At 54.5% G+C, this 25562-nt stretch carries 21 protein-coding genes; 12 read left to right on the top strand and 9 right to left on the bottom strand.

Translation table 11 applies throughout. The features are described from left to right. Window positions 1-63 precede the first annotated feature (63 nt). The 7 genes from gmk (at window position 64) to EM595_RS00190 (ending at window position 9218) form a co-directional block, all read left to right on the top strand. Window positions 64-687 (top strand): guanylate kinase, encoded by a 624-nt coding sequence (gene gmk / locus EM595_RS00220; protein WP_067426565.1) that lies wholly within the window; start codon window positions 64-66, stop codon window positions 685-687. A 54-nt stretch (window positions 688-741) separates the two neighbouring features. Beyond that, complete coding sequence (rpoZ, locus tag EM595_RS00215; RefSeq protein ID WP_067426563.1) at window positions 742-1017, top strand: DNA-directed RNA polymerase subunit omega; 276 nt, start codon at window positions 742-744, stop codon at window positions 1015-1017. A gap of 22 nt (window positions 1018-1039) precedes the next feature. Further along, window positions 1040-3157: a bifunctional GTP diphosphokinase/guanosine-3',5'-bis pyrophosphate 3'-pyrophosphohydrolase gene (spoT, locus tag EM595_RS00210; RefSeq protein WP_067426561.1), complete on the top strand. Its 2118-nt coding sequence runs from the start codon at window positions 1040-1042 to the stop codon at window positions 3155-3157. Window positions 3158-3161: 4 nt separating this feature from the next. Beyond that, window positions 3162-3860 (top strand): tRNA (guanosine(18)-2'-O)-methyltransferase TrmH, encoded by a 699-nt coding sequence (gene trmH / locus EM595_RS00205; protein ID WP_067426558.1) that lies wholly within the window; start codon window positions 3162-3164, stop codon window positions 3858-3860. Then, window positions 3857-5935, top strand: coding sequence for an ATP-dependent DNA helicase RecG (gene recG, locus EM595_RS00200; RefSeq protein WP_067426555.1), 2079 nt, complete (start codon window positions 3857-3859; stop codon window positions 5933-5935). The genes trmH and recG overlap by 4 nt, the downstream gene beginning before the upstream one ends. An 88-nt stretch (window positions 5936-6023) precedes the next feature. Then, window positions 6024-7400 carry a nucleobase:cation symporter-2 family protein gene (locus EM595_RS00195; protein WP_067426552.1) on the top strand — a complete coding sequence of 459 codons (1377 nt, stop codon included), beginning with the start codon at window positions 6024-6026 and terminating at the stop codon, window positions 7398-7400. Between the two features lie 138 nt (window positions 7401-7538). After that, on the top strand, window positions 7539-9218 hold the full coding sequence (locus EM595_RS00190) for an AsmA family protein (RefSeq protein WP_067426550.1): 1680 nt from the start codon (window positions 7539-7541) through the stop codon (window positions 9216-9218). 29 nt (window positions 9219-9247) lie between these two features. Here EM595_RS00190 and fabY read toward each other — a convergent pair whose 3' ends face one another. The 5 genes from fabY to typA form a co-directional block, all read right to left on the bottom strand. Then, window positions 9248-10195, bottom strand: a complete 948-nt coding sequence (gene fabY, locus EM595_RS00185; RefSeq protein WP_067426548.1) for a fatty acid biosynthesis protein FabY — start codon at window positions 10193-10195, stop codon at window positions 9248-9250. Window positions 10196-10252: 57 nt separating this feature from the next. Then, complete coding sequence (gene dtd / locus EM595_RS00180) at window positions 10253-10690, bottom strand: D-aminoacyl-tRNA deacylase (protein WP_067426545.1); 438 nt, start codon at window positions 10688-10690, stop codon at window positions 10253-10255. After that, window positions 10687-11556 (bottom strand): virulence factor BrkB family protein, encoded by an 870-nt coding sequence (locus tag EM595_RS00175; protein WP_067426542.1) that lies wholly within the window; start codon window positions 11554-11556, stop codon window positions 10687-10689. Before EM595_RS00175 ends, dtd begins: the two co-directional genes overlap by 4 nt. Window positions 11557-11560: 4 nt before the next feature. Next, window positions 11561-12157, bottom strand: a complete 597-nt coding sequence (yihX, locus tag EM595_RS00170; RefSeq protein WP_067426539.1) for a glucose-1-phosphatase — start codon at window positions 12155-12157, stop codon at window positions 11561-11563. A gap of 220 nt (window positions 12158-12377) precedes the next feature. Next, window positions 12378-14198: a ribosome-dependent GTPase TypA gene (typA, locus tag EM595_RS00165; RefSeq protein WP_067426537.1), complete on the bottom strand. Its 1821-nt coding sequence runs from the start codon at window positions 14196-14198 to the stop codon at window positions 12378-12380. A 432-nt stretch (window positions 14199-14630) separates the two neighbouring features. On the opposite strand from typA, the gene glnA reads away from it, so the two are divergent. The 4 genes from glnA (at window position 14631) to EM595_RS20990 (ending at window position 18946) form a co-directional block, all read left to right on the top strand. Beyond that, window positions 14631-16040 carry a glutamate--ammonia ligase gene (glnA, locus tag EM595_RS00160; protein WP_067426535.1) on the top strand — a complete coding sequence of 470 codons (1410 nt, stop codon included), beginning with the start codon at window positions 14631-14633 and terminating at the stop codon, window positions 16038-16040. Between the two features lie 207 nt (window positions 16041-16247). Further along, window positions 16248-17297: a nitrogen regulation protein NR(II) gene (glnL, locus tag EM595_RS00155; RefSeq protein WP_067426532.1), complete on the top strand. Its 1050-nt coding sequence runs from the start codon at window positions 16248-16250 to the stop codon at window positions 17295-17297. Between the two features lie 7 nt (window positions 17298-17304). After that, on the top strand, window positions 17305-18714 hold the full coding sequence (glnG, locus tag EM595_RS00150; RefSeq protein WP_067426529.1) for a nitrogen regulation protein NR(I): 1410 nt from the start codon (window positions 17305-17307) through the stop codon (window positions 18712-18714). Between the two features lie 121 nt (window positions 18715-18835). Then, the gene (locus tag EM595_RS20990) at window positions 18836-18946 is read left to right on the top strand and encodes a YshB family small membrane protein (protein ID WP_157883828.1); all 111 of its coding nucleotides are present in this window, start codon (window positions 18836-18838) and stop codon (window positions 18944-18946) included. A 38-nt stretch (window positions 18947-18984) separates the two neighbouring features. On the opposite strand, the gene hemN is transcribed toward EM595_RS20990, so the two are convergent. Together hemN and yihI are read right to left on the bottom strand one after the other, a co-directional pair. Then, window positions 18985-20358 carry an oxygen-independent coproporphyrinogen III oxidase gene (gene hemN, locus EM595_RS00145; RefSeq protein WP_067435019.1) on the bottom strand — a complete coding sequence of 458 codons (1374 nt, stop codon included), beginning with the start codon at window positions 20356-20358 and terminating at the stop codon, window positions 18985-18987. A 242-nt stretch (window positions 20359-20600) separates the two neighbouring features. Then, a complete protein-coding gene (yihI, locus tag EM595_RS00140; protein WP_067426528.1) occupies window positions 20601-21125 on the bottom strand; it encodes a Der GTPase-activating protein YihI in 525 nt (174 codons plus the stop codon). 554 nt (window positions 21126-21679) lie between these two features. Here yihI and yihA point away from each other — a divergent pair. After that, window positions 21680-22306, top strand: a complete 627-nt coding sequence (yihA, locus tag EM595_RS00135) for a ribosome biogenesis GTP-binding protein YihA/YsxC (RefSeq protein WP_067426527.1) — start codon at window positions 21680-21682, stop codon at window positions 22304-22306. Between the two features lie 70 nt (window positions 22307-22376). Here the strand turns inward: yihA and spfP are convergent, their stop codons facing one another. Further along, window positions 22377-22424 (bottom strand): small protein SpfP, encoded by a 48-nt coding sequence (gene spfP / locus EM595_RS21570; protein ID WP_071892919.1) that lies wholly within the window; start codon window positions 22422-22424, stop codon window positions 22377-22379. A gap of 249 nt (window positions 22425-22673) precedes the next feature. Continuing rightward, window positions 22674-25454: a DNA polymerase I gene (gene polA, locus EM595_RS00130; RefSeq protein WP_067426524.1), complete on the bottom strand. Its 2781-nt coding sequence runs from the start codon at window positions 25452-25454 to the stop codon at window positions 22674-22676. Between the last annotated feature and the right edge of the window lie 108 nt (window positions 25455-25562).

Here is a 25562-nt window from a genome sequence, read left to right as displayed (position 1 = left end):
GGGGGAAGCTGTGTATACTGTGCAGGAAACACACTCCGCATTTTACTCACTTCAAGATGAATCATGGCTCAAGGCACGCTTTTTATTGTTTCCGCCCCTAGCGGCGCGGGAAAATCCAGTTTGATTCAGGCGCTGTTAAAAACGCAGCCGCTGTATGACACGCAGGTTTCGATCTCTCACACCACCCGCAACGTGCGGCCTGGCGAGAATCATGGCGAACACTACTTTTTTGTCTCGAAGAACGAATTTGAGGCAATGATTGCGGAAGATGCCTTTCTTGAGCATGCCGAAGTGTTTGGCAACTATTACGGTACCTCCCGCAAGGCGATTGAACAGATTCTGTCTACCGGCGTAGACGTTTTCCTCGATATCGACTGGCAGGGCGCCAAGCAGATTCGCGAGAAGATGCCGCAATCGCGCAGCATTTTCGTGTTACCGCCGTCGAAAGATGAGCTGGATCGCCGTTTGCGTGGCCGTGGTCAGGACAGCGAAGAGGTGATTGCCCGGCGCATGGCGCAGGCCGTCGCCGAGATGAGCCATTATGCGGAGTACGATTATCTGATTGTTAATGATGATTTTGATCTGGCATTGTCCGATCTCAAAACCATCATTCGCGCTGAGCGCTTGCGCATGGGCCGTCAAAAAGCCCGGCATGATGCTTTAATCAGCAAACTAATGGCAGACTGAATTGAGTTTCAGTATTATGCCCAGTCATTTCTTCACCTGTGGAGTAGCACACTTATGGCACGCGTAACCGTTCAGGACGCAGTAGAGAAAATTGGTAACCGTTTTGACCTGGTTCTCGTCGCGGCTCGTCGCGCACGTCAGATGCAGATCGGCGGTAAAGATCCACTGGTTCCGGAAGAAAATGATAAGACCACCGTTATCGCCCTGCGCGAAATCGAAGAAGGTCTGATCACCAACAAGATTCTGGATGTCCGTGATCGTCAGGAGCAGCAAGAGCAGGAAGCCGCAGAACTGCAGGCTGTTACCGCTATCGCTGAAGGTCGTCGTTAATTAGCTGCCGGAAGGCCTCGCCTTGTATCTGTTTGAAAGCCTCAATCAGCTGATTGAAAAATACTTGCCTGAGGATCAGATTAAACGCCTCAAGCAAGCTTACCTTGTCGCACGTGATGCTCACGAGGGACAGACACGCTCCAGCGGTGAGCCTTATATCACCCATCCGGTTGCGGTCGCCTGTATTCTCGCGGAAATGAAGCTCGACCATGAAACCCTCATGGCTGCGCTACTACATGACGTTATCGAAGATACCGCCGCCACCTACCAGGATATGGAACAGTTATTTGGCAAAAGCGTTGCCGAACTGGTGGAGGGCGTATCCAAGCTGGATAAGCTGAAATTCCGCGACAAGAAAGAAGCGCAGGCTGAGAACTTCCGTAAAATGATCATGGCGATGGTGCAGGATATCCGCGTCATTTTGATCAAGCTGGCCGACCGCACGCACAACATGCGCACGCTAGGGTCATTACGCCCCGATAAGCGTCGCCGCATTGCACTGGAAACGCTGGAAATCTATAGCCCGCTGGCGCACCGCCTTGGTATCCATCATCTGAAAACCGAACTGGAAGAGCTGGGTTTTGAAGCGCTCTATCCTAATCGTTATCGGGTGATCAAAGAGGTGGTGAAAGCGGCACGCGGCAATCGCAAAGAGATGATTCAAAAAATTCTCTCTGAGATCGATGGTCGTTTGCAGGAAGCGGGCATTCCCTGTCGCGTCAGCGGTCGGGAAAAGCACCTTTACTCGATCTACTGCAAAATGCAGCTGAAAGAGCAGCGTTTCCACTCCATTATGGATATTTACGCGTTTCGCGTGATTGTCCGCGATGTTGATACCTGTTACCGCGTACTGGGCCAGATGCACAGCTTGTATAAGCCGCGCCCGGGCAGGGTCAAAGATTACATCGCCATTCCTAAAGCCAACGGCTATCAATCACTGCATACCTCAATGATCGGGCCGCATGGCGTACCGGTTGAGGTGCAGATCCGTACCGAAGATATGGATCAGATGGCCGAGATGGGTGTCGCTGCGCACTGGGCTTATAAAGAACAGGGCGAAAGCAGCACTACCGCGCAAATCCGTGCGCAGCGCTGGCTACAAAGCCTGCTGGAACTGCAGCAAAGCGCCGGCAGCTCGTTTGAATTTATTGAAAGCGTTAAATCCGATCTCTTTCCCGATGAGATTTACGTTTTCACGCCGGAAGGCCGCATTGTCGAATTGCCCGCTGGCGCCACGCCGGTGGATTTCGCCTATGCCGTGCATACCGATATCGGTCATGCCTGCGTGGGTGCGCGCGTTGATCGCCAGCCTTACCCGCTGTCGCAGCCGTTGACCAGCGGCCAGACCATCGAAATCATTACCGCGCCGGGCGCACGCCCCAACGCCGCCTGGCTTAATTTTGTCGTCAGCTCCAAAGCGCGCGCCAAAATTCGTCAGCTGCTGAAAAATCTCAAGCGTGACGATTCGGTCAGCCTTGGTCGTCGCCTGCTGAATCATGCGCTGGGTGGCAGCCGTAAACTGGCTGAGATTCCGCCGGAAAATATCCAGCATGAACTGGCGCGCATGAAGCTGGCATCAATGGACGATTTGCTGGCCGAAATCGGCCTTGGCAACGCCATGAGCGTGGTGGTAGCGAAAAACCTGATGCAGGGTAATCAACTGGTGGCCGATACGTCGGGTCAAGAAGATTCGCAGGGCAAATTGCCGATCAAAGGCGCCGATGGCGTGCTGATCACCTTTGCGAAATGCTGCCGCCCTATTCCGGGCGATCCGATTGTCGCGCACGTTAGTCCGGGCAAAGGCCTGGTGGTGCACCATGAATCCTGCCGTAATATCCGTGGCTATCAGAAAGAGCCTGAGAAATTTATGGCGGTGGAATGGGATAAGGTCACCGAGCAGGAATTTGTCGCTGAGATCAAAGTCGATATGTTTAATCATCAGGGCGCGCTGGCCAACCTGACCGCGGCCATTAATACCGCCGGATCCAATATTCAGAGTCTGAATACGGAAGAGCGAGACGGCCGTGTTTACAGCGCGTTTATTCGTCTGACCGCGCGCGATCGCATCCAGCTGGCAAATATCATGCGCAAAATCCGTGTGATGCCGGATGTGATCAAAGTGCACCGCAACCGTAACTAACCCGATGAATGAACAACGCTTTACCCGTATCAGAGAAATGCTGGCTGCACGCCAGCACGATCTCACCGTCTGCATGGAACAGGTGCATAAGCCGCACAACGTCTCTGCCGTGATTCGTACGGCCGATGCCGTAGGCGTTCATGAGGTTCACGCTGTCTGGCCGGGCAACCGCATGCGCACCGTGGTCTCATCCGCCGCAGGCAGTAACAGCTGGGTGCAGGTGAAAACCCATCCCACCATCGCAGACGCAGTAACTCATCTCAAAGGCCAGAATATGCAAATTCTGGCGACGCACCTCTCTCCGCAGGCGGTGGATTTCCGTTACATTGATTACACCCGGCCAACCTGTATTTTGATGGGACAGGAAAAAACCGGCATCACCGCAGAAGCGCTGGCGCTGGCCGATCGGCAGATCATCATTCCGATGATCGGTATGGTGCAGTCATTGAACGTCTCGGTGGCCTCGGCGTTGATTCTGTATGAAGCGCAGCGTCAGCGGCAAAATGCCGGCATGTACCAGCGCAGTGAAAGCCCGCTGAGCGAAAGTGAACAGCAGCGCCTGCTGTTTGAAGGCGGTTATCCGGTGCTGGCACGCGTGGCTAAACACAAGCGTTTGCCCTATCCCTACATTAACGATGCCGGTGAAGTGATCGCCGATGACGAATGGTGGGCAACCATGCAATCCACGGCCCGTAAAAGATGACAGGCCGCCTGCTGGACGCCATTCCGCTTAATTCCCTGACCGGCGTCGGTGCCAGTCAGGCAGGCAAGCTGGCTAAGCTCGGCCTGCTCACCGTTCAGGATTTACTGCTGCACCTGCCGCTGCGCTACGAAGATCGCACCCAACTCTACGCCATTAACGATCTGCTGCCGGGCATTTGGGCCACGGTGGAAGGCGAAGTGCTGCACAGCGACATTACTTTTGGCCGACGCCGCATGATGGTGTGTCAGATCAGCGACGGTAGCGGCGTGCTTACTATGCGTTTCTTCAATTTCAACGCAGGCATGAAAAACAGCCTTGCGCCGGGCAAGCGCGTTACCGCGTACGGCGAGATCAAGCGTGGCCAGCGCGGCGCAGAAATTATTCATCCTGAGTACCGTATTCAGGGCGAAAACAGCGTCACGGAACTGCAGGAGACGCTGACGCCGGTCTATTCCACCACCGAAGGCATTCGTCAGGCAACGCTGCGCAATCTCACCGATCAGGCGCTCAAACTGCTGGAAACCTGCGCCATTGCCGAATTACTACCGCCAGAACTGAGCCACGGCATGATAAGCCTGCAGGATGCACTGCAAATGCTGCATCGTCCGCCGCCTGATATGCAGCTTGCCGATCTGGAAAGCGGTAAACATCCGGCACAGCGGCGGCTAATCCTTGAAGAACTGCTGGCGCATAACCTGAGCATGCTGGCGGTGCGGGCAGGCGCACAGCGTTACCATGCGCTGCCAATGACGGCGCGCCACCAGCTTAGCGACAAACTGCTGGCGGCGCTGCCTTTCACGCCAACGCAGGCGCAGAAGCGCGTGGTAAAAGAGATTGAACAGGATTTAGCGCTCGATTATCCGATGATGCGCCTGGTACAGGGCGATGTTGGCTCAGGCAAAACGCTGGTTGCAGCGTTAGCCGCGCTGCACGTGATCGCCTGGGGCAAACAGGTTGCGCTGATGGCTCCGACCGAACTGCTGGCTGAGCAGCATGCCAATAACTTTCGCCAGTGGTTCAGCCCGCTTGGTCTCGAAGTGGGCTGGCTGGCCGGTAAGCAAAAGGGCAAAGCGCGGCTGGCGCAGCAGGAGCTGATCGCCAGCGGCCAGGTCAATATGATCGTCGGCACCCACGCCATTTTCCAGGAACAGGTGCAGTTCAACGGCCTGGCGCTGGTAATCATTGATGAACAGCACCGTTTTGGCGTGCATCAGCGGCTGGCACTGTGGGAAAAAGGCGAAGAGCAGGGCTTTCATCCTCATCAGCTGATCATGACCGCCACGCCCATTCCGCGCACGCTGGCGATGACGGCCTATGCCGATCTCGATACCTCCACCATTGATGAGCTGCCGCCGGGACGCATGCCGGTTACCACGGTAGCGATTCCCGATAGCCGACGCGCTGAAATCATTACTCGCGTGCAGAGCGCCTGCGGTGAAGGCCGCCAGGCTTACTGGGTTTGCACGCTGATTGAAGAGTCCGATCTGCTGGAAGCGCAGGCGGCAGAAGCCACCTGGGAAGAGCTGAAGCTGGCGCTGCCGGAGATTGCCGTTGGCCTGGTGCATGGCCGTATGAAGCCAGCCGAAAAACAGGCGGTGATGCAGGCCTTTAAACTCGGCGAACTGCAGCTGCTGGTGGCTACCACAGTAATTGAAGTGGGCGTGGACGTGCCCAATGCCAGCCTGATGATCATTGAAAATCCCGAACGTCTGGGCCTCGCCCAGCTGCATCAGCTGCGCGGACGCGTAGGCCGTGGTGCCATCGCGTCGCATTGCGTATTGCTCTACAAGGCGCCTCTGAGCAAAACCGCCCAGAAACGTCTGCAGGTGCTGCGCGACAGCAACGACGGCTTTGTTATCGCCCAGTGCGATCTGGAAATCCGCGGTCCCGGTGAGCTTCTGGGTACCCGTCAAACCGGTAATGCTGCCTTCAGGGTTGCCGATCTGCTGCGCGATCAGGCGATGATTCCGGAAGTGCAGCGCGTTGCGCGCCATATTCATCAGCACTATCCGCAGCAGGCGCAGGCGCTGATAGAGCGCTGGCTGCCTGAAACCGAGCGTTATACCAACGCCTGAGGCGCTCTTTATTATCCTGCATTAGCAAACGATTGCTTTTAGCGGACTTCTGTTTACAATCGCCATTTTGTGATCAGGAACAGAAAAAATGTCCGCCAATCCCACCGACTCGACTGCTGCCAATCCGGCAAAAAGTGAACTGATTTATCGCCTTGATGACCGCCCGCCGCTGCCACAAACGCTGTTTGCTGCCTGCCAACATCTGCTGGCGATGTTCGTTGCGGTGATCACGCCCGCGCTGCTGATTTGCCAGGCGCTTGGCCTGCCCGCGCAGGACACGCAGCACATTATCAGCATGTCGCTGTTCGCTTCCGGTATCGCCTCTGTTTTACAGATCAAAACCTGGGGGCCGGTCGGTTCAGGATTGTTGTCCATTCAGGGCACCAGCTTTAACTTCGTTACGCCGCTGATTATGGGCGGCATGGCGCTGAAAAATGGCGGTGCGGATGTGCCCACCATGATGGCAGCGCTGTTCGGCACGCTGATGGTCGCTTCCTGTACCGAGATGGTGCTATCCCGCGTGCTGCATCTGGCACGGCGCATTATTACGCCGCTGGTCTCCGGCATTGTGGTGATGATTATCGGCCTGTCGCTGATTCAGGTTGGCCTGACTTCGATTGGCGGCGGCTTTGCCGCGATGAACGATCACACCTTTGGTGCGCCGAAGAATCTGATGCTGGCAGGTGCGGTATTGTTGGTAATTATCCTGCTCAATCGCCAGCGTAATCCCTACCTGCGCGTCGCATCGCTGGTGATCGCCATGGCGGTAGGGTATCTGTTGGCCTGGGCGATGGATATGCTGCCGCAGCAAACCGCTCCCGCCACCAACGCCTTGATTGCCGTGCCAACGCCGCTTTACTACGGCCTTGGTTTCGACTGGAACCTGCTGATTCCGCTGATGCTGGTATTTATGGTGACGTCGCTGGAAACCATCGGGGATATCACCGCCACTTCTGATGTTTCTGAGCAGCCGGTTAGCGGACCGCTTTATATGCAGCGCCTGAAAGGTGGCGTGCTGGCTAACGGCCTGAACTCCTGCGTTTCCGCCCTGCTCAACACCTTTCCCAATTCCTGCTTCGGCCAGAACAACGGCGTGATCCAGCTAACCGGCGTGGCCAGCCGCTACGTTGGTTTTGTCGTGGCGCTGATGCTGATCGTGCTGGGCCTGTTTCCCGCGGTGAGTGGTTTTGTGCAGCACATTCCTGAACCGGTACTCGGCGGTGCCACGCTGGTGATGTTCGGCACCATTGCGGCCTCCGGCGTGCGCATCGTGTCACGCGAGCCGCTGAACCGTCGCGCCATCATGATTATCGCGTTGTCGCTGGCCGTCGGTCTTGGCGTCTCGCAACAGCCGCTGATCCTGCAGTTTGCGCCTGACTGGCTGAAAACCCTGCTGTCATCGGGCATCGCTGCGGGCGGCATTACCGCTATCGTACTCAATCTGATTTTCCCGCTGGAGAAATAGAGCACAAAGGACGGGCGCCTGCCCGTCCGTTCACCGGCGGCATCCTCTCAATTGTTGTGACTTTCTCTTCAGGCGGTTGAGCCAGAACGGTAATTCAGGCATAACAACCTCTGGCGGAAACTCTTAGGGAAAGGTGCAATGAAATTTGTCGGAAAATTTTTACTGACGCTGCTGCTGCTGGTGTTATTGCTGCTGGTGATCGCCTATGTATCACTGCAAACGCGCTGGGGCGCAGGCTGGGCCAGCCGCTGGATCAGCGACAATACCGACTGGCACCTTTCCGTCAGCAAAATCGAACACAATTTCTCTTCGCCTGGTCATTTAACCCTCGATGATTTCACCTTCGGCCACGATGGCGAACCCGCGGTGCTGGTAGCGAAAAGCGTCGATCTCGGCTTTGCACTGGCACAGTTCAGCCAGCCCGGCCACTTTGATACGCTGCTGTTAAAAGACGGGACGCTCGATCTGGCAAACCTCAACGGTAATGAAGCGCTGCCGCTGGCGGCCAACCGATTACAGCTGAGCAATATGGTGATCCGCAGCCCCGATAATGTATTGCCTCTGAGCGCCAGTGCGGTAAACGGTGGCGTTCTGCCGTGGCAGCCGAAAAAAGGCGATCTGCTGGGCGACAGCGCGAACTTCCAGATGAGCGCGGGCGATCTCACACTGTACGGCGTGGCGGGCAAAAACGTGCTGATTCAGGGCCGCATGGATCACGGTCAGCTGCAGCTCAACAACATTGGCGCCGATCTGGCACGCGGATCGCTAACCGGCAACGCCGGACGCGACGCCGTGGGCAACTGGCGGATCAATAATCTGCGTCTGAACGATATTCGTCTGCAAACCAGCGAGTCTTTACAAGATTTTCTGCGGCCGCTGACGCAGGTGCCCTCGGTGCAAATTGACCGACTGGATATCACCGATGCGCGCCTGCAGGGCCCGGAATGGGCGATTACCGACCTCGATCTGTCGCTGAAAAACATTCGCCTGCACGGCAATGACTGGGAAAGTGATGATGGCTCGCTGGAGATGAATGCCAGCAACTTCATTAATGGCAGCCTCGAATTTATCGATCCGATTGCCAATATGCACTTCACTGCGCAGGGCATCGATCTCGATCAGTTCAGCACCCGCTTCGTTAATGGGCTGATTCGTACCAATGGCAGCTGGACGCGTAACGACAAAACGCTGGTGCTGGATGAGCTGGTGATTGCCGGTCTGGAATATACCCTGCCGCAGAACTGGCGCGCGCGCTGGCAGCAAACCTTGCCTGGCTGGTTACAGGGCGTTGAGGTGAAAAAACTCAGCGCCAATCGCAATCTGCTGATTGATGTGAATCCTGACTTTCCGTTCCAGCTCACCGCGCTGGACGGCACCGGCAGTGAGTTGACGCTCGCGCGTCACCAGCAATGGGGCATCTGGCGCGGGACGCTAAGCCTGAACGCAGCGCAGGCGACCTTTAACCGCACCGATCTGCGTCATCCGTCGCTGGCGCTGACTGCTGACGATCAGCGCATCAAGGTGACAGAAATGAGCGCATTTGTGGGTGAAGGTATGCTGGAAGGGTTGGCGGTAGTGGATCAAAACGCGGCGCGTGCGCTGATGCTTAATCTTAACGGTCGCGCGGTGCCCGCTAACGTTCTGCAGAACTGGGGTTGGCCAGCGCTGCCGTTAACTGGTAACAGCAATCTGACGCTGAAACTGAACAGCAGCCTTGCCGCCAGCAACACGCTGAAAGCCAGCAGCAACGGCGAGCTGCGCGTGACTACCGATAACAATGAGATTCAGCAAAGCATGACCGCCGGCGAGGTAAAATAAACCGCGGGCCGCCTCAGCGCGGCCCGTTGTTAATTGATGCGGGCGCCAGAGCCACCCTCTTCCAGCGGCCCATCCGGATCGGCAGGCAGTACCAGATACACACCTTCAAACACCGCACCGCACTCATCATTGCCAAACAGTTCAACTTCTAACTGAACACGGGCCTTGCGACCACGCGCCAGGCGATCCAGATCGCCGCTGAGCGAACCGAGATCGGCAGTGGCACCCGGACGGCCTTTAATCGGATGGCTGTAACGAATGTGCGCATCGGCCAGAATGATGGTACCGCCAAGATGGCGTTCACGCAGCAGCAGCCAGATCAGCCCCCACCCGGTCAGCGTGGCGAGCGAAAACAGGCTGCCAGCAAACAAGGTCTGATGTGGGTTCTGATTGCCGGTTTCCGGCATGGTGGTTACAAATTTCTGCCCGGTATATTGCAGGATGCGTACGCCCATTTTTTCGCTGAGCGGGATGTGATCGTACCAGGCCTGTTGTAGCTGGCCGCACCAGTCTGCGCGATGCAGAATATCATCAAGGGTGATGACCGGTTTAATCATCAGAAAGTGGCGCAGCGGTGTGGTCTGCGGCGCGGTGATTTCACCCTGATTGATGTAGCCCAGCTTGGCGAAGAAAGCGATCGCATCTTCGCGCGCGCTACACACCACGCGCTTGGCGCCTTCCTGACGAGCAACGGATTCCAGCGTCATGGCCACCAGCGTTCCCAACCCTTTGCCCTGCACGGAAGGATGCACGGCAAGAAAGCGGATAGCGGCTTCATTGTCAGCATTAATATAAAGGCGGCCAATGGCGACCGGTTTACCGTGCTCATCCACCACCATCTGATGATGGGCAAGCGCATCCCAGGCATCGCGCTCGGAGCCCTGTGGCTGCCGTAGCGGTTTGCGCAACATTTCCCAACGGAACTGATAATAGGTTTCCAGTTCCTCTTCTGTTTCTGGCACTCGAAGATGGTACATAAATGGATCTCTCTTTCGCCACCCGGACGCCAGTTCAAACGCCGGTGATGCGTGGTTTTACACCTGCAACCAGAACGTTACCGGGCCATCGTTCACCAAAGCAACCTGCATATCGGCGGCAAAACGCCCCGTTTCTGTCACAATACCTTTGTCGCGGCTCAGCTGAATAAAATGCTCATAGAGACGCTCCGCTTCAGCAGGCGAGGCGCCGCCAGAGAACGACGGGCGCATGCCTTTGTTCGTATCAGCCGCCAGGGTAAATTGCGATACCACCAGCAGGCTGCCGCCTGTCTGTTGTAGGCTCAGATTCATTTTGTCATTTTCATCGCCGAAGATGCGGTATCCCGCCACGCGATCCAGCAACCGGCTCGCTTTGCTGTCATCGTCCTCTTTTTCGACGCCTAACAGCACCAGCAAACCGGGCCCAATTTCGCCGATGGTCTTGTCGCTAACGGTCACGCTGGCTTTCAGTACCCGTTGAATCAGTGCAATCATAGTTCTCCAGCGGATTTTTCATCCTGCTCCTGCTGCTTTAGCTGGCGGTAATCTCCCACGGTGGCAGTGATTTCTGCACCGAGCAGGACAATGCACCACGTCCAGAACACCCACAGGAAGAGAATAGGCACTACCGCCAATACGCCATAAATGAGTTGGTAAGAAGGAAACATCGTAACATAGAGTGCAAAGCCCTTTTTACCCAGCTCAAACAGCAGCCCCGCCACCAGCGCACCAATCAGGGCATCGCGCGGCGGCACGCGGACCGTTGGTACCACGCTGTACAGCAGCCAGAACGCCAGGCAGGAGAGCAGCAATGGGAACAGGCGCAGCATGTGATCGACCAGGCTGGTGACGCCCGTAGCGTTGACCCAGCGCAGCGAGAGCAGGTAAGAGCTGATCGCCAGACTGGCGCCCGCCAGCAGCGGGCCCAGGGTTAAAATCATCCAGTAAACAGCAAATGAGAACACCAGCGGGCGTTTCTTTTTGCTGCGCCAGATAGCATTCAACGCGCAATCAACGGCGTGCATCAGCAGCAGCGCGGTGACAATTAACCCCACCGCACCGACGGCGGTCATCTTGTCGACATTCGCCACAAACTGCTCAAGGTAGTGCTGAATGGTGTTGCCCGCAGCCGGTACGAAGTTGGTAAAAATGAAGTTTTTCAGCTGGTGGCTGATGTCGGAGAACTCCGGAAAAGCGGCAAAAAGCGCAAACACCACCGCCACCAGCGGCACCAGTGCCAGCAGTGAGACATAGGCCAAATTGCCCGCCTGCACCGTCATATTGTCTTCGTCTATTCGCCGCCACAGCAACTTAATCCAGGTGACAGCGGCTTTCATGGACCGGCTAGCATGCATTTTCATTGGATTACAGTCGGCCTGCGAACCAGCCAGGAATGACCTTCGCATCCGTTACCAGCACACTGTTGATGCCCAGCGCTGTGGCCGCGTCGATATTGGCCTGGTTATCATCGAAAAATACCGCCTGATCGGCGCTGAAGCCTTCCTGCTGTAACACCTTGAGGAAGATGTCCGGTTCCGGTTTACGCATGCCCATCTCCTGCGAAAGATAAATCGCATCGGCGGCTTTCTGCACCTCCGGATACTGGGTTGGCCAGAACTCACAGTGCAGACGGTTGGTATTCGATAAAATAACTACCCGATCGCCCTGCGCGCGCAGTTTTTGCATTATCAGCAGCGCATCCGGGCGCACGCCGACGAAAATAGCCTGCCAGCCGGCGGTAAACTGCTCGAAGCTCAGCGCCATGCCGAGCTCATCGCACAGTGCGGCGGCAAAGGCTTCATCGCTGATTTCGCCACGCTCGTGCTGTTCAAATGCCTCACCCATCTGAAACTCTTTCTGTAACAGGGCCAAAGGCACACGGCCGAGGTCGCTCCAGACGCCCAGCGCACGGTTGAAATCAATATCAACAATGACGTTACCTAAATCAAAAATGTATAACATGGCCCGCTCTCCTGTTTCGGTGACTCTTCACTCTAGCGGTAAAAACAGACCCTGAACAGGTCGTCACAATTGAAGCGAAAAATTTAGGCGAGCGTGGCGTGCAGGACGGCAAAAAGAAGGCGAGGAAAAAGCGCGGTGGCAGGAAATAAACCGTTACCCGTAGCGGATAACAGGCGAAAAAAAACCCCGGCATGGCCGGGGTTTAGCAGTCAGCGCAAGATTACTCTTTGCTGCCGCGCGATGCGCGTTTACGATCGTTTTCGCTCAGGTGGCGCTTACGAATACGCACAGACTGTGGCGTTACTTCTACCAGCTCGTCATCATCGATAAACTCGATCGCCTGCTCAAGGGTCATCTTGATTGGCGGAACCAGCGTCGTGGCTTCGTCAGTACCGGAAGCACGCATGTTGGTCAGCTTCTTACCGGTCAGACAGTTTACGGTCAGGTCGTTAGAACGGCTGTGAATGCCGATGATCTGGCCTTCATAGACTTCTGCACCGTGACCGAGGAACAGTTTGCCGCGATCCTGCAGACCGTACAGCGCAAACGCAACCGCTTTGCCCTGGCCGTTAGAGATCAGCACGCCGTTCTGACGCTGGCCCACTTCGCCTGGACGAACATCGTCGTAATGGCTGAAGGTGGAATAGAGCAGACCGGTACCGGAAGTCATGGTCATGAATTCGTTACGGAAGCCAATCAGGCCACGGCTTGGGATCACGTAGTCGAGACGTACGCGGCCTTTGCCATCCGGATCCATGTTTTTCAGGTCGCCTTTACGCTCACCCATCGCCTGCATCACAGAACCCTGATGGGTTTCTTCGATGTCGAGGGTCACGTTTTCGAATGGCTCTTGTTTGCGGCCTTCGAACTCACGGAAGATAACTTTCGGACGGGATACCGCCAGTTCGAAACCTTCACGACGCATGTTTTCGATCAGAACGGACAGGTGAAGTTCACCACGGCCTGATACGCGGAAGGCGTCAGAATCTTCAGTTTCTTCAACGCGCAGCGCAACGTTGTGGACCAGCTCTTTGTTCAGACGCTCAAGGATCTGGCGAGAGGTAACGTATTTACCCTCTTTACCACAGAACGGTGAGGTGTTGACGTTAAAGAACATGGTTACGGTTGGCTCATCAACGCTCAGGGCTGGCAGCGCTTCCACATTTTGCGTATCGCAAATGGTGTCAGAGATGTTCAGCTCGCCCAGACCGGTGATCGCAATGATGTCGCCCGCTTCAGCCATGTCGCTTTCAATACGCTCCAGACCGAGGTGACCCAACACTTTGCCAACTTTACCGTTGCGGGTTTTGCCTTCGCTATCAATGATAGTGACCTGCTGGTTTGGCTTCACTTTGCCGCGTTTGATACGGCCGATGCCGATCACACCCAGGTAGTTGTTGTAGTCCAGCTGCGAAATCTGCATCTGCAGCGGCGCATCAGCCTCAACCTGTGGTGGAGAAACGTGGTCGACGATCGCCTGATACAGCGGGGTCATGTCGTCAGCCATGTCGGTGTGTTCCAGACCCGCGATACCATTCAGCGCCGAAGCGAAGATGATCGGGAAGTCCAGCTGCTCGTCAGTAGCATCAAGGTTTACGAACAGGTCAAATACCTGGTCAACAACCCAATCCGGACGGGCGCCTGGACGGTCAACTTTGTTGATAACAACAATAGGTTTCAGACCATGGGCAAAAGCTTTCTTGGTCACGAAACGCGTTTGCGGCATCGGGCCGTCCATCGCATCGACGACCAGCAGCACGGAGTCCACCATTGACATTACGCGCTCTACCTCACCGCCGAAGTCGGCGTGTCCTGGGGTATCAACGATGTTGATGCGGTAGTCATTCCATTTAATGGCGGTATTTTTTGCGAGGATGGTAATCCCACGCTCTTTCTCCAGGTCATTGGAGTCCATCACACGCTCGGTCGCTTCGGTACGCGCGTCAAAGGTACCGGATTGTTGCAGCAGTTTGTCGACCAGGGTTGTTTTTCCATGGTCAACGTGCGCGATGATGGCGATGTTACGCAAATTTTCGATCACAGCTTTGCCTCAGGCATTAGAAATAGCGCGCTATTGTACACGGATTAATCGAAGGACTGAACAGGATCACAAATTTGAATAAAAATTTGCGTTCGGACTAGCCATCAGCACCTTTTACAGTGCAAGAATTGCACTTTAAAGCATGATTGCACCAAAATGGTGCCCATCAATCACCCAGAGGCACCAAGATGGTGCGCGACTTCCATCATGGTGCATTATTCGTTTCACTTGAGGGCGCATAATAGCGCTTTTTTCAGCAAATAAGAAAGTTGGCATAGAATTCGCTTTGTTTGGATTAAGCGAAAACAGCAGTTTCCACAACGGTTGACAGCTTGTCTGAGATATTTATGGTGGATGTATGCGCAGCTTTACGCCTCAACGCCAAAAAGTTCTCACACCACGACAACAATACAATTTCCAGGAGAGTTGAGTATGTCCGCTGAACACGTTCTGTCGATGATGAACGAAAACGAAGTGAAGTTTGTTGACCTGCGTTTTACCGATACTAAAGGTAAAGAACAGCACGTTACGATTCCGGCGCACCAGGTTAACGCTGATTTCTTCGAAGAAGGCAAGATGTTCGATGGCTCCTCCATCGGTGGCTGGAAAGGTATCAACGAATCCGACATGGTGCTGATGCCTGACGCGACCACGGCGGTAATGGATCCTTTCTTTGAAGATCCTACGCTGATCATCCGTTGTGACATTCTTGAGCCGGGCACTATGCAGGGCTACGATCGCGATCCACGTTCTATCGCCAAGCGTGCAGAAGATTACCTGCGCTCTTCCGGCATCGCCGATACCGTGCTGTTTGGGCCAGAGCCAGAATTCTTCCTGTTTGATGATATCCGTTTCGGCTCCTCAACCTCCGGTTCACACGTGGCTATCGATGATATCGAAGCGGCCTGGAACACCGGTAAAGAATATGAAGGCGGCAACAAAGGCCACCGTCCAGGTCTGAAAGGCGGTTACTTCCCGGTGCCACCGGTCGATTCCTCTCAGGATATCCGTTCTGCCATGTGTCTGACCATGGAAGAGATGGGTCTGGTTGTTGAAGCGCATCACCACGAAGTGGCAACTGCAGGTCAGAACGAAGTGGCAACCCGCTTCAACACCATGACCAAGAAAGCAGACGAAATTCAGATCTACAAATATGTCGTGCACAACGTGGCGCATGCCTACGGCAAAACCGCGACCTTTATGCCTAAGCCAATGTTTGGTGACAACGGCTCAGGCATGCACTGCCATATGTCCCTGTCAAAAGGCGGCACCAACCTGTTTGCCGGCGATAAATATGGCGGCCTGTCTGAAATGGCGCTGTTCTACATTGGCGGCATCATTAAGCACGCTAAAGCGATTAATGCCCTGGCGAACCCGACCACCAACTCTTACAAGCGTCTGGTCCCGGGTTATGAAGCACCGGTTATGCTGGCTTACTCAGCGCGTAACCGTTCTGCATCTATTCGTATTCCAGTCGTTGCCAGCCCGAAAGCGCGTCGTATCGAAGCGCGCTTCCCGGACCCAGCGGCTAACCCATACCTGGCGTTTACTGCACTGCTGATGGCTGGCCTGGACGGCATCATCAACAAAATCCATCCTGGCGATGCGATGGACAAAAACCTGTATGACCTGCCACCGGAAGAAGAAGCTGAGATTCCAAAAGTAGCGGGTTCACTGGAAGAAGCGCTGAATGCGCTGAACGAGGACCGCGAGTTCCTGACCCGCGGTGGCGTATTCACCGACGAATCTATCGATGCTTACATCGAACTGCGTAAAGCAGAGATGGATCGTGTTCGCATGACGCCGCATCCGGTTGAATTTGAGCTGTACTACAGCGTGTAATTCGGAAGTAAGCCTGGCGGATGCCATGCCGCAGCACGGTAATCATTACCGGCGCTGCGGCAGACACAGCAAACGTCAGGACGCTTGTTGCCGTGGAAATATTCAGCCCATCTCCGGATGGGCTTTTTTCTCCACAAATTTGCCGCGTTAACTCAGGTAAATCAGGCTGTGACTATAATGCACCAATAAAGTGCAGAGGATCGCTGTATGGCAACATCCATCCTGCCCGATGCCGGGCAGATTCTTAACTCATTGATCAACAGTATTTTATTGGTCGATGACGAACTGGTCATTCATTACGCCAACCCGGCGGCCCAGCAATTGCTGGCGCAAAGCTCACGTAAATTATTTGGCACGCCGCTGCCTGAGCTGATGGGTTATTTTTCGCTCAACGTTGATGTTATGAATGAGAGTTTACAGGCAGGCCAGGGCTTCACCGACAGCGAAGTGACGCTGGTGGTCGACAGCCGGGCGCACATCATGTCACTTACGGCGCAGCGTCTGCCGGACGGCTTTATCCTTATGGAAATGGCGCCGATGGATAACCAGCGTCGCCTCAGCCAGGAACAGATTCAACACGCTCAACAGGTGGCGGCGCGTGACCTGGTGCGCGGACTGGCGCACGAGATTAAAAATCCGCTCGGTGGATTACGCGGCGCAGCGCAGCTGCTGGCTAAAGCGTTGCCCGATCCGTCGTTAACTGAATATACCAAAGTGATCATCGAACAGGCCGATCGCCTGCGTAATCTGGTCGATCGCCTGTTAGGCCCGCAGCAGCCGGGCATGCATATTACGCAAAGCATTCATCAGGTTGCCGAGCGCGTGGTGAATCTGGTGTCGATGGAGCTACCGGAGAATGTGTCGCTGGTGCGTGATTACGATCCGAGCCTGCCAGAGCTGCCCCACGATCCGGACCAGATTGAACAGGTGCTACTTAACGTGGTGCGCAATGCGCTGCAGGCGCTGGGAAGCGAAGGCGGCACGATTACACTGCGTACCCGCACCGCTTTTCAGCTGACCCTGCATGGCGTTCGCTATCGTCTGGCAGCGCGTATTGATGTTCAAGACGATGGCCCGGGAATTCCGACGCAACTACAAGATACGCTGTTCTATCCCATGGTCAGCGGCCGCGAAGGAGGCACCGGTTTAGGCCTCTCTATCGCCCGCAGCCTGATTGACCAGCATTCAGGAAAAATAGAATTTAACAGTTGGCCTGGTCATACCGAATTCTCGGTTTTCCTGCCCATTCGCCAGTGAGGTTTCTATGCAACGAGGGATAGTCTGGATCGTCGATGACGATAGCTCCATCCGCTGGGTGCTCGAACGTGCACTTACTGGAGCCGGTTTGACCTGCGCGACGTTCGAAAGTGGCAATGAAGTGCTGGACGCGCTCGCCACCAAAACACCCGATGTTTTACTGTCCGATATCCGCATGCCCGGCATGGATGGTTTGGCGCTGCTAAAGCAAATCAAGCAGCGGCATCCGATGTTACCGGTGATTATCATGACCGCACACTCCGATCTGGATGCGGCGGTGAGTGCCTATCAGCAGGGTGCCTTTGACTATCTGCCAAAGCCGTTTGATATCGATGAGGCGGTGGCGCTGGTTGAACGTGCTATCAGCCATTATCAGGAACAGCAGCAGCCGCGTAATCAACCAGTAAGCGGGCCAACCACCGACATTATCGGTGAAGCACCGGCGATGCAGGATGTGTTTCGTATCATCGGCCGCCTGTCGCGCTCTTCGATCAGCGTTTTGATCAACGGCGAATCGGGTACCGGTAAAGAGCTGGTTGCGCATGCGTTGCATCGCCACAGCCCGCGAGCGAAAGCGCCCTTTATCGCCCTGAACATGGCGGCGATTCCCAAAGATCTGATTGAGTCAGAGCTGTTTGGTCATGAAAAAGGGGCATTTACCGGCGCTAATCAGATTCGTCAGGGACGCTTTGAACAGGCCGATGGCGGCACGTTGTTTCTTGATGAGATTGGCGATATGCCAATGGACGTACAAACACGCCTGCTACGCGTGTTGGCAGACGGGCAGTTTTATCGGGTTGGCGGTTACGCACCGGTGAAAGTTGACGTGCGTATTATTGCGGCAACCCACCAGAACTTGGAGATGCGCGTACAGGAAGGTAAGTTTCGTGAAGATCTGTTTCACCGTCTGAATGTGATTCGCGTTCATTTGCCGCCGTTGAGAGAACGCCGGGAAGATATCCCGCGCCTGGCACGCTATTTCTTGCAGGTTGCCGCGCGTGAACTGGGCGTTGAGGCGAAGATTCTGCATCCGGATACCGAAACCGCCCTGACGCGACTGCACTGGTCAGGCAACGTTCGTCAGCTTGAAAACACCTGTCGCTGGTTGACGGTGATGGCTGCCGGTCAGGAAGTGTTGACGCAGGATTTGCCCGGCGAATTGTTTGAGTCTTCGGCCACGGAAAGCCCTTCGCAGTCATTACCGGATAACTGGGCAACGCTGCTGGCGCAGTGGGCCGATCGCGCGCTGCGATCCGGTCATCAAAACCTGCTTTCCGAGGCTCAGCCCGAGATGGAACGCACCTTGTTGACCACGGCGCTGCGCCATACTCAGGGACATAAACAGGAGGCGGCGCGTCTGCTGGGCTGGGGGCGTAATACGCTGACGCGGAAGCTAAAAGAGTTAGGTATGGAGTAAACGGGGAAGGCTAAAAAAATCCTGCTTCGGTGGTAAAAGCGATCGCATTTTTTCTTCGCGATTGCATCTTTACAGGCTGATGCCATTCAGTATTATGCTGAACGAACACGGGAGAACTGACATGTTTGATTACTTCATTCATCTCATTTCGCAGAGCCCCGGCATCAGCCATACGCCTCAGGCAGCCGTTGCCGCCCTGCTCTGTGCTGCACTTATCGGTTTCTTCAATTAATAAAGCGCCGGCGGGGTTTGCCCACCGGCGCTTTTTTATTAGATGACCCGCGAGAACGACTGCAAATGTGCCTTGTGGCGCAGATAGCGATCGAAGCACATGCAGATATTCCTGATCAGCAATCGTCCGCGTGTGGTGACGTTGATGCGCTCTGCGTCGATCTCCACCAGCCCATCTTCTGCCAGCGGCGTCAGCAAATCGAGATCCTGAGCAAAATAGTCAGCGAAGTTCAGGGACCAGTGCTGTTCAAGCGCCCGGATATCAAGAGTGAAATGGCAAATCAGCGATTTGATCACCTCGCGGCGCAGGCAGTCATCTTCATTCAGCATCACGCCCCGCCATAACCCGCTGCCCTGCTGTTCAACCCGATCGTACCAGCTGTTAAGTTCTTTATGATTTTGCGCGTAGCTGTCGCCCAACATGCTGATGGCCGAAACGCCAAGCCCCAGCAGATCGCTGTCGCCCTGCGTGGTGTAGCCCTGAAAATTGCGATGCAGCTTGCCTGCCCGCTGCGCAATGGCCAGCTCATCCTGTGGACGAGCAAAATGATCCATACCGATAAACTGATAGCCCGCTGCGCTGAGCGAGGCGATCGATTGCTGCAGGATGGCGAGCTTCTGCTGTGCATCCGGCAGATCGGCCTCTTTAATTTTGCGTTGAGCGGCAAACATGGCTGGCAAATGCGCGTAGTTAAAGATGCTGAGGCGATCGGGATTGAGTGCCGCCACTTTTTGCAACGTGTAGGCAAAGCTTTCGGGCGTCTGTTTTGGCAGGCCGTAAATCAGATCGATATTGCTGGAGGCAAAGCCGAGTGCACGAGCCCGTGCCATTAACGCAAAAATCACGTTCTCATCCTGAACGCGATTGACCTTCTCCTGCACCGTTTTATTGAAATCCTGCACGCCCATGCTCAGACGGTTAAATCCTGCAGCCCGCAGGTGATCGAGTACATCGAGCTCAATTTCGCGCGGGTCAATCTCAATGGAAATTTCCGGCGTAGCCGCGAAGGTAAAATGCTGCTGTAGCATCGCCATCAGCCGCGATATCTGCGTTGTGGTTAAGAACGTAGGCGTGCCGCCGCCCCAATGCATCTGGCTCACGGTACGCTGGCTGAACAGAGGAGCACGCGCCTGAATCTCTTTTTCCAGCACATCAAGGTAGCGATCGGCCTTGTGCTGGTGTCGCGTCACAATTTTATTGCAACCGCAGAAATAGCAGAGACGGTGACAAAAAGGGATGTGAAGGTAGAGCGAAAGTGGCCGTTGAGGATAACGGCTGGCCGCGGCGGTAAAATCAGCGTCGGTAAACTGTTCGCTAAATTCCAGCGCGGTGGGATAAGAGGTATAACGCGGTCCGGCGTGATTATATTTCTCTATCAGCGCCTGATCCCACTCTATCTGCGGTGCCGCCATCATCTTCTCTCCCGTTGCGTCGTCTGGATGACCGTCGCACACGCGGGGGTAAAGAAGGCGCTTGTCTGACGGCTCTCCGTCGCAGCAAAACCTTAAGCTGCGACAGGCGCCGTAGTGTAAACAATAGCCAGAGCAGATAACATGCAAGAAGTAGCGCTAAAATTGATCCAGGCCAAATCATTATCATTAAGCGATTCCTGATCGCCGCGTCAAAACACCGCCGCGATCATGATCAGGCTGAATTAATCTTTACCTTTCAGCAGGCGATACATATCTTCGTCCGCTTCATCTTCTTCTTCTTCGTCCAGCTCAATGCCAAGCTGTTCCATCAGGACGTCGATACGATCCAGTGTCTGATCGAGCCATGCCTGATCTTCAGCAGAGAGTTTCTCACCGCTTTCCAGACGATTCAGCAAGGCATCCAGACGCTCGTCATTCTCGAGCATCTGCAGCTCTTCCTGCGGACTCAGACGCGGCTTGGCGGCGGCTTTTTTCTCTGCAACCGGTTTGGCTTTAACCGCAGCTTGCTGGCCCTCTGCGATTAACGGAATCGGCTTCTTGCTGCCGATACGGGGATCGGCTTTTTTGTTGCCGTTGCCTTTCTTCTGGGCTTCGGTAACAGGATTAGCCCGGCTGCCCGCTGCATGGCCACGGTGTTTTTTATCACGCTTGCGATCGCGTGCTTCAACGTTCATTTCTTCGCGCGATTTACGCTTGGCTTTTGGCGCTGCGGTCTTACCCTGCGGCGCGCGTGCAGGTTGCTTCATGATGTTGGCTCTCGGCAATGATAATTCAGTATAGAATTGCGGCGGAATCTAGCAGAAAGCGGACAAAGAAAAAAGGCGACAGAGCAATCTGTCGCCTTTTTTCGTACCTTCCGTAGAAGGACAGTCATCCTTTACATCCCTTTATGCAATCAACATCCCGGTTTATCCCGTCTGCTGTCCACTCATCCCGAGCGCTTCCTTATCCCTGACGGTCTCTCCTTCAGACCCCATCCTTTTTCCCTGCTCTGCTGCCTTCCGGGCTATCCCTGAGCGCTTCCTGAGGAAGCTCGTCTACCTGACGCTGTGAATAATGTAGACCATCTGGTTCAACTCACAAGGTAGCGCCAGCGAATATTACATTTTCTCTAGCGAAAATAATCACAATCAATTGAAAATTAAGTAATTATTTTTCAAATTTTTTTATAATTATATTAATCACTGACAGAAACCATAGCCAATCTCTCACAACGTAATGCGATCGGAACCCATCGGGCGCTTTTCCGCCAATCAAGGTATAATCACCGCCAAATTGTTATGACTTAAGCTGGAGTGCCATTTTGTCCTGGAATTATCATATAACCCATTTCGTAACCAGTGCGCCCGACATCCGCCATTTACCGGCCGACACCGGCATCGAAGTGGCGTTTGCAGGCCGTTCAAACGCCGGTAAGTCCAGCGCACTGAATACGCTGACCAATCAGAAGAGTCTGGCGCGCACCAGTAAAACGCCGGGACGTACGCAGCTCATTAACCTGTTTGAGGTCGTTGAAGGCGTGCGCCTGGTGGATTTGCCCGGTTATGGCTACGCCGAAGTCCCGGAAGAGATGAAGAAAAAGTGGCAGCGCGCGCTGGGTGAATATTTGCAGATGCGCCAGTGCCTGAAAGGATTGGTGGTGCTGATGGATATTCGTCATCCCATGAAAGATCTCGACCAACAGATGATTCAGTGGGCCGTGTCCAGCGGGATTTCCGTGCTGGTTCTGCTGACTAAAGCGGACAAGCTGGCTTCTGGCGCACGCAAAGCGCAGCTGAAGGTGGTGCAGGAAGCAACGGCAGCCTATGTTGGCGACATTCAGGTGGAAATGTTCTCATCCCTGAAGAAAATCGGCGTTGATAAATTGCGTCTGAAGCTCGACAGCTGGTTCAGCCAGCCGCCGCAGGAAGAGGAAACGGGCGAATAAACGACCGCTTTCCTGCCGCGCAGCCATAAAAAACGCCCCAGTCACAAAAGTGACTGGGGCGGCTAAATATTCAGCCAAATCCGATTACGTGAAGTAAAAGGTCTGAAAGATAGAACATCTTACCTCTGTACCCTACGCCGCGAACTTTACCCGATTTTTTGTGAGCGAAAAAGCATTTTTTGCATTTAGCCCAGATTAAAAAAGCCTGTTTCTGTAATCTTCATCACAAAAACACATTCAGCCAGTAGCGCTTACTTTAGAAAAGTGCTTCTGCTTTAGCCGGTTAGCGATCGGCCATGGCGCATTGGCATGGCTAAACCGTATCACCAGAGCGTTTTCTTATTGCTGGTCTAACGCGATAACGGAATCAGTGCGCTTCATCCCAGTTATCACCAATGCCCACTTCTACCTGCAATGGCACATCAAGCTGCATGCTGCTTTCCATCAGCTGGCGAATTTTCTCACAGGCTTCATCCAGCAGGGACTCTTTCACTTCAAACACCAGCTCATCGTGAACCTGCATGATCATTTTCACATCCGGCTGCTGCTGGAGCCACCGATCAACTTCGATCATGGCGCGTTTGATAATGTCTGCTGCGGTACCCTGCATTGGCGCATTGATCGCTGCACGCTCGGCGGCTTTGCGACGAATCGCATTGCTGGATTTGATGTCCGGCAGATACAGACGACGGCCATCCAGTGTCTCCACATACCCTTTTTCTGCGGCGAATTTGCGCGTATTTTCCATATACTGCAACACGCCAGGATAACGCTCGAAGTAAAGGTCCATATATTTCCGCGCCTCGCCGGCACCGATATTGAGCTGACGAGAAAGACCAAAAGCGCTCATGCCGTAAATCAGGCCAAAGTTGATCGCTTTGGCGCTGCGACGCTGCTCACCACTGACCTTGTCCAGCGGGCTGCCAAATACTTCAGCCGCGGTAGCACGGTGAATATCTTCGCCTTCAGCAAACGCCTGTAGCAGACCTTTGTCCTGCGACAGGTGCGCCATAATGCGCAGCTCAATTTGCGAATAGTCAGCTGCCACAATGCGACAGCCTGGCGAAGCGATAAATGCCTGGCGAATGCGACGCCCTTCATCGTTACGCACCGGAATATTTTGCAGGTTTGGCTCGGTTGAAGAGAGCCTGCCGGTCGCCGTTACCGCCTGGTGATAAGAGGTATGTACGCGTCCGGTAAACGGATTCATCATCTGCGGCAGTTTGTCGGTATAGGTCGACTTCAGCTTCGATAAGCCGCGATGTTCAAGGATCACTTTAGGCAGCGGATAATCAAGTGCCAGCTCAGCGAGCACCTCTTCGCTGGTTGATGGTGCCCCGCCCGGCGTTTTTTTAGTTGGCTTAATGCCCTGCTTCTCAAACAGAATAGTTTGCAGCTGCTTAGTAGAAGAGAGATTAAACGGCTCGCCAGCCAGCTCGTGCGCCTGTTTCTCCAGCTCATCAAGGCGCAGCGTTAGCTCCTGCGAATGTCTGGCCAGAATATGCTGATCGATCAGCACGCCGTTTCGCTCAATACGCGAAATCACCGGGACCAGCGGCATTTCAATCTCATTGAAAACGCGTAACGGTCCAGTCTGCTTTTCCAGTTCCGGCCACATTTTCAGATGCAGCTGCAGCGTGACGTCGGCATCTTCTGCGGCATAATGCGCAGCCTGCTCCAGCGCTATCTGGTTAAAGGTAAGCTGGTTTTTGCCCTTACCGGCAATCTCTACGAAGGTAACGGTTTTGTGGTTTAGCCAGCGTGCTGAGAGCGTATCCATGTCATGTTTGCCCACAACGCTGTTCAGCAAGTAGGATTCGAGCATGGTATCGAATTTAATGCCCTGTAATTCGATATCGTAATTTTTCAGCACGCCACGATCGTATTTGAGATTTTGCCCGACTTTACTGGCAGAGCTGTCTTCAAGGATTGGCTTCAGGCGCGACAGCACCCAGTCGCGATCGAGCTGCGGTGGCGCATCAATATAATCATGAGCAACCGGCAAATAGGCTGCTTCGCCCGGCGCAACGGCTACGCTGATGCCAACAATAGTAGCGGTCAGCGTGTCCAGCGAATCCGTTTCCAGATCGAAAGCAAATACGTCGCAGGCTGCGATTTTTTTCAGCCATTGATCGAAGGTTTCTTCATCAAGAATGGTGACGTAACCGTCAGCAGAGAGCACGCTGGTCGCCTCAACGACGGGCGCGGCTTCGACAGCGGAAGCAGACGCAGTAAAACCGCCGCCTCGTTTACCCTGCAGCCATTTCCCTTCTTCAAGATCGCTGCACCACCGTTTGAACTCATAATGACGGAACAGCGCAAGCAGTGAATCGACTTCCGGCTCAGCTACGTTCAGCTGCTCGTAACTCAGATCCAGCGGCACATCGGTTTTAATGGTGGCCAATTGATAAGAAAGAAACGCGAGCTCTTTATTCTGTTCAAGCTTGGCCGCCATGGTTTTGGAACCGCGGAAGCCAAGTGCGGCCACCTTATCCAGATTCTCATAGAGCGCAGTCATTTTGCCTAATCCCTGCAGCAACGCCTGCGCGGTTTTCTCACCGACACCCGGCACGCCCGGAATGTTATCGGAGGCATCGCCCATCAGTGCGAGGTAATCGATGATCAACTCTGGCGGCACGCCATATTTGTCATTGACCTCTTCCGGGCCAAGAATGCTGTTGCTCATGGTATTAATTAGCGTGATGTTCGGCGTAACTAACTGCGCCATATCTTTGTCACCGGTGCTGATCAGCACCGATCGACCCGCTTTATCTGCCTGCAAGGCCAGCGTACCGATGACGTCATCAGCTTCGACACCGGAAACGGCCAACAACGGCAGGCCCATCGCTTTTACCATCTGATGCAAAGGTTCGATTTGCGCACGCAGATCGTCCGGCATGGGTGGACGATGCGATTTGTAATGCTCGAACAGCTCATCGCGAAACGTTTTTCCTTTGGCATCAAAAACCACTGCAACGTGGCTCGGCTTATATTGCAGCAGCATGCTGCGCAGCATATTCAGGACGCCATACATCGCACCCGTTGGTTCGCCTGCGCTGTTAGTCAGCGGGGGAAAAGCGTGATAAGCACGATAAAGATAAGATGATCCATCGACCAGAATCAGTGGGTTTTCTGCTATTTGAGCCATAAGTCATTACGTCTTCGTTGCCAATGTTTGTGACAAGCATGCCACAGCTGACAAGAAAAGATAAAACAACCGGCATAAAAGAGTGCGAACGGGCAGCGAGGAAAGAGA

It is taken from the genome of Duffyella gerundensis (assembly GCF_001517405.1).
GTDB lineage: Bacteria > Pseudomonadota > Gammaproteobacteria > Enterobacterales > Enterobacteriaceae > Duffyella > Duffyella gerundensis.
The sequence above is the reverse complement of the archived record's forward strand: the minus strand, read 5'-3'. Positions and strand labels throughout refer to the sequence as shown.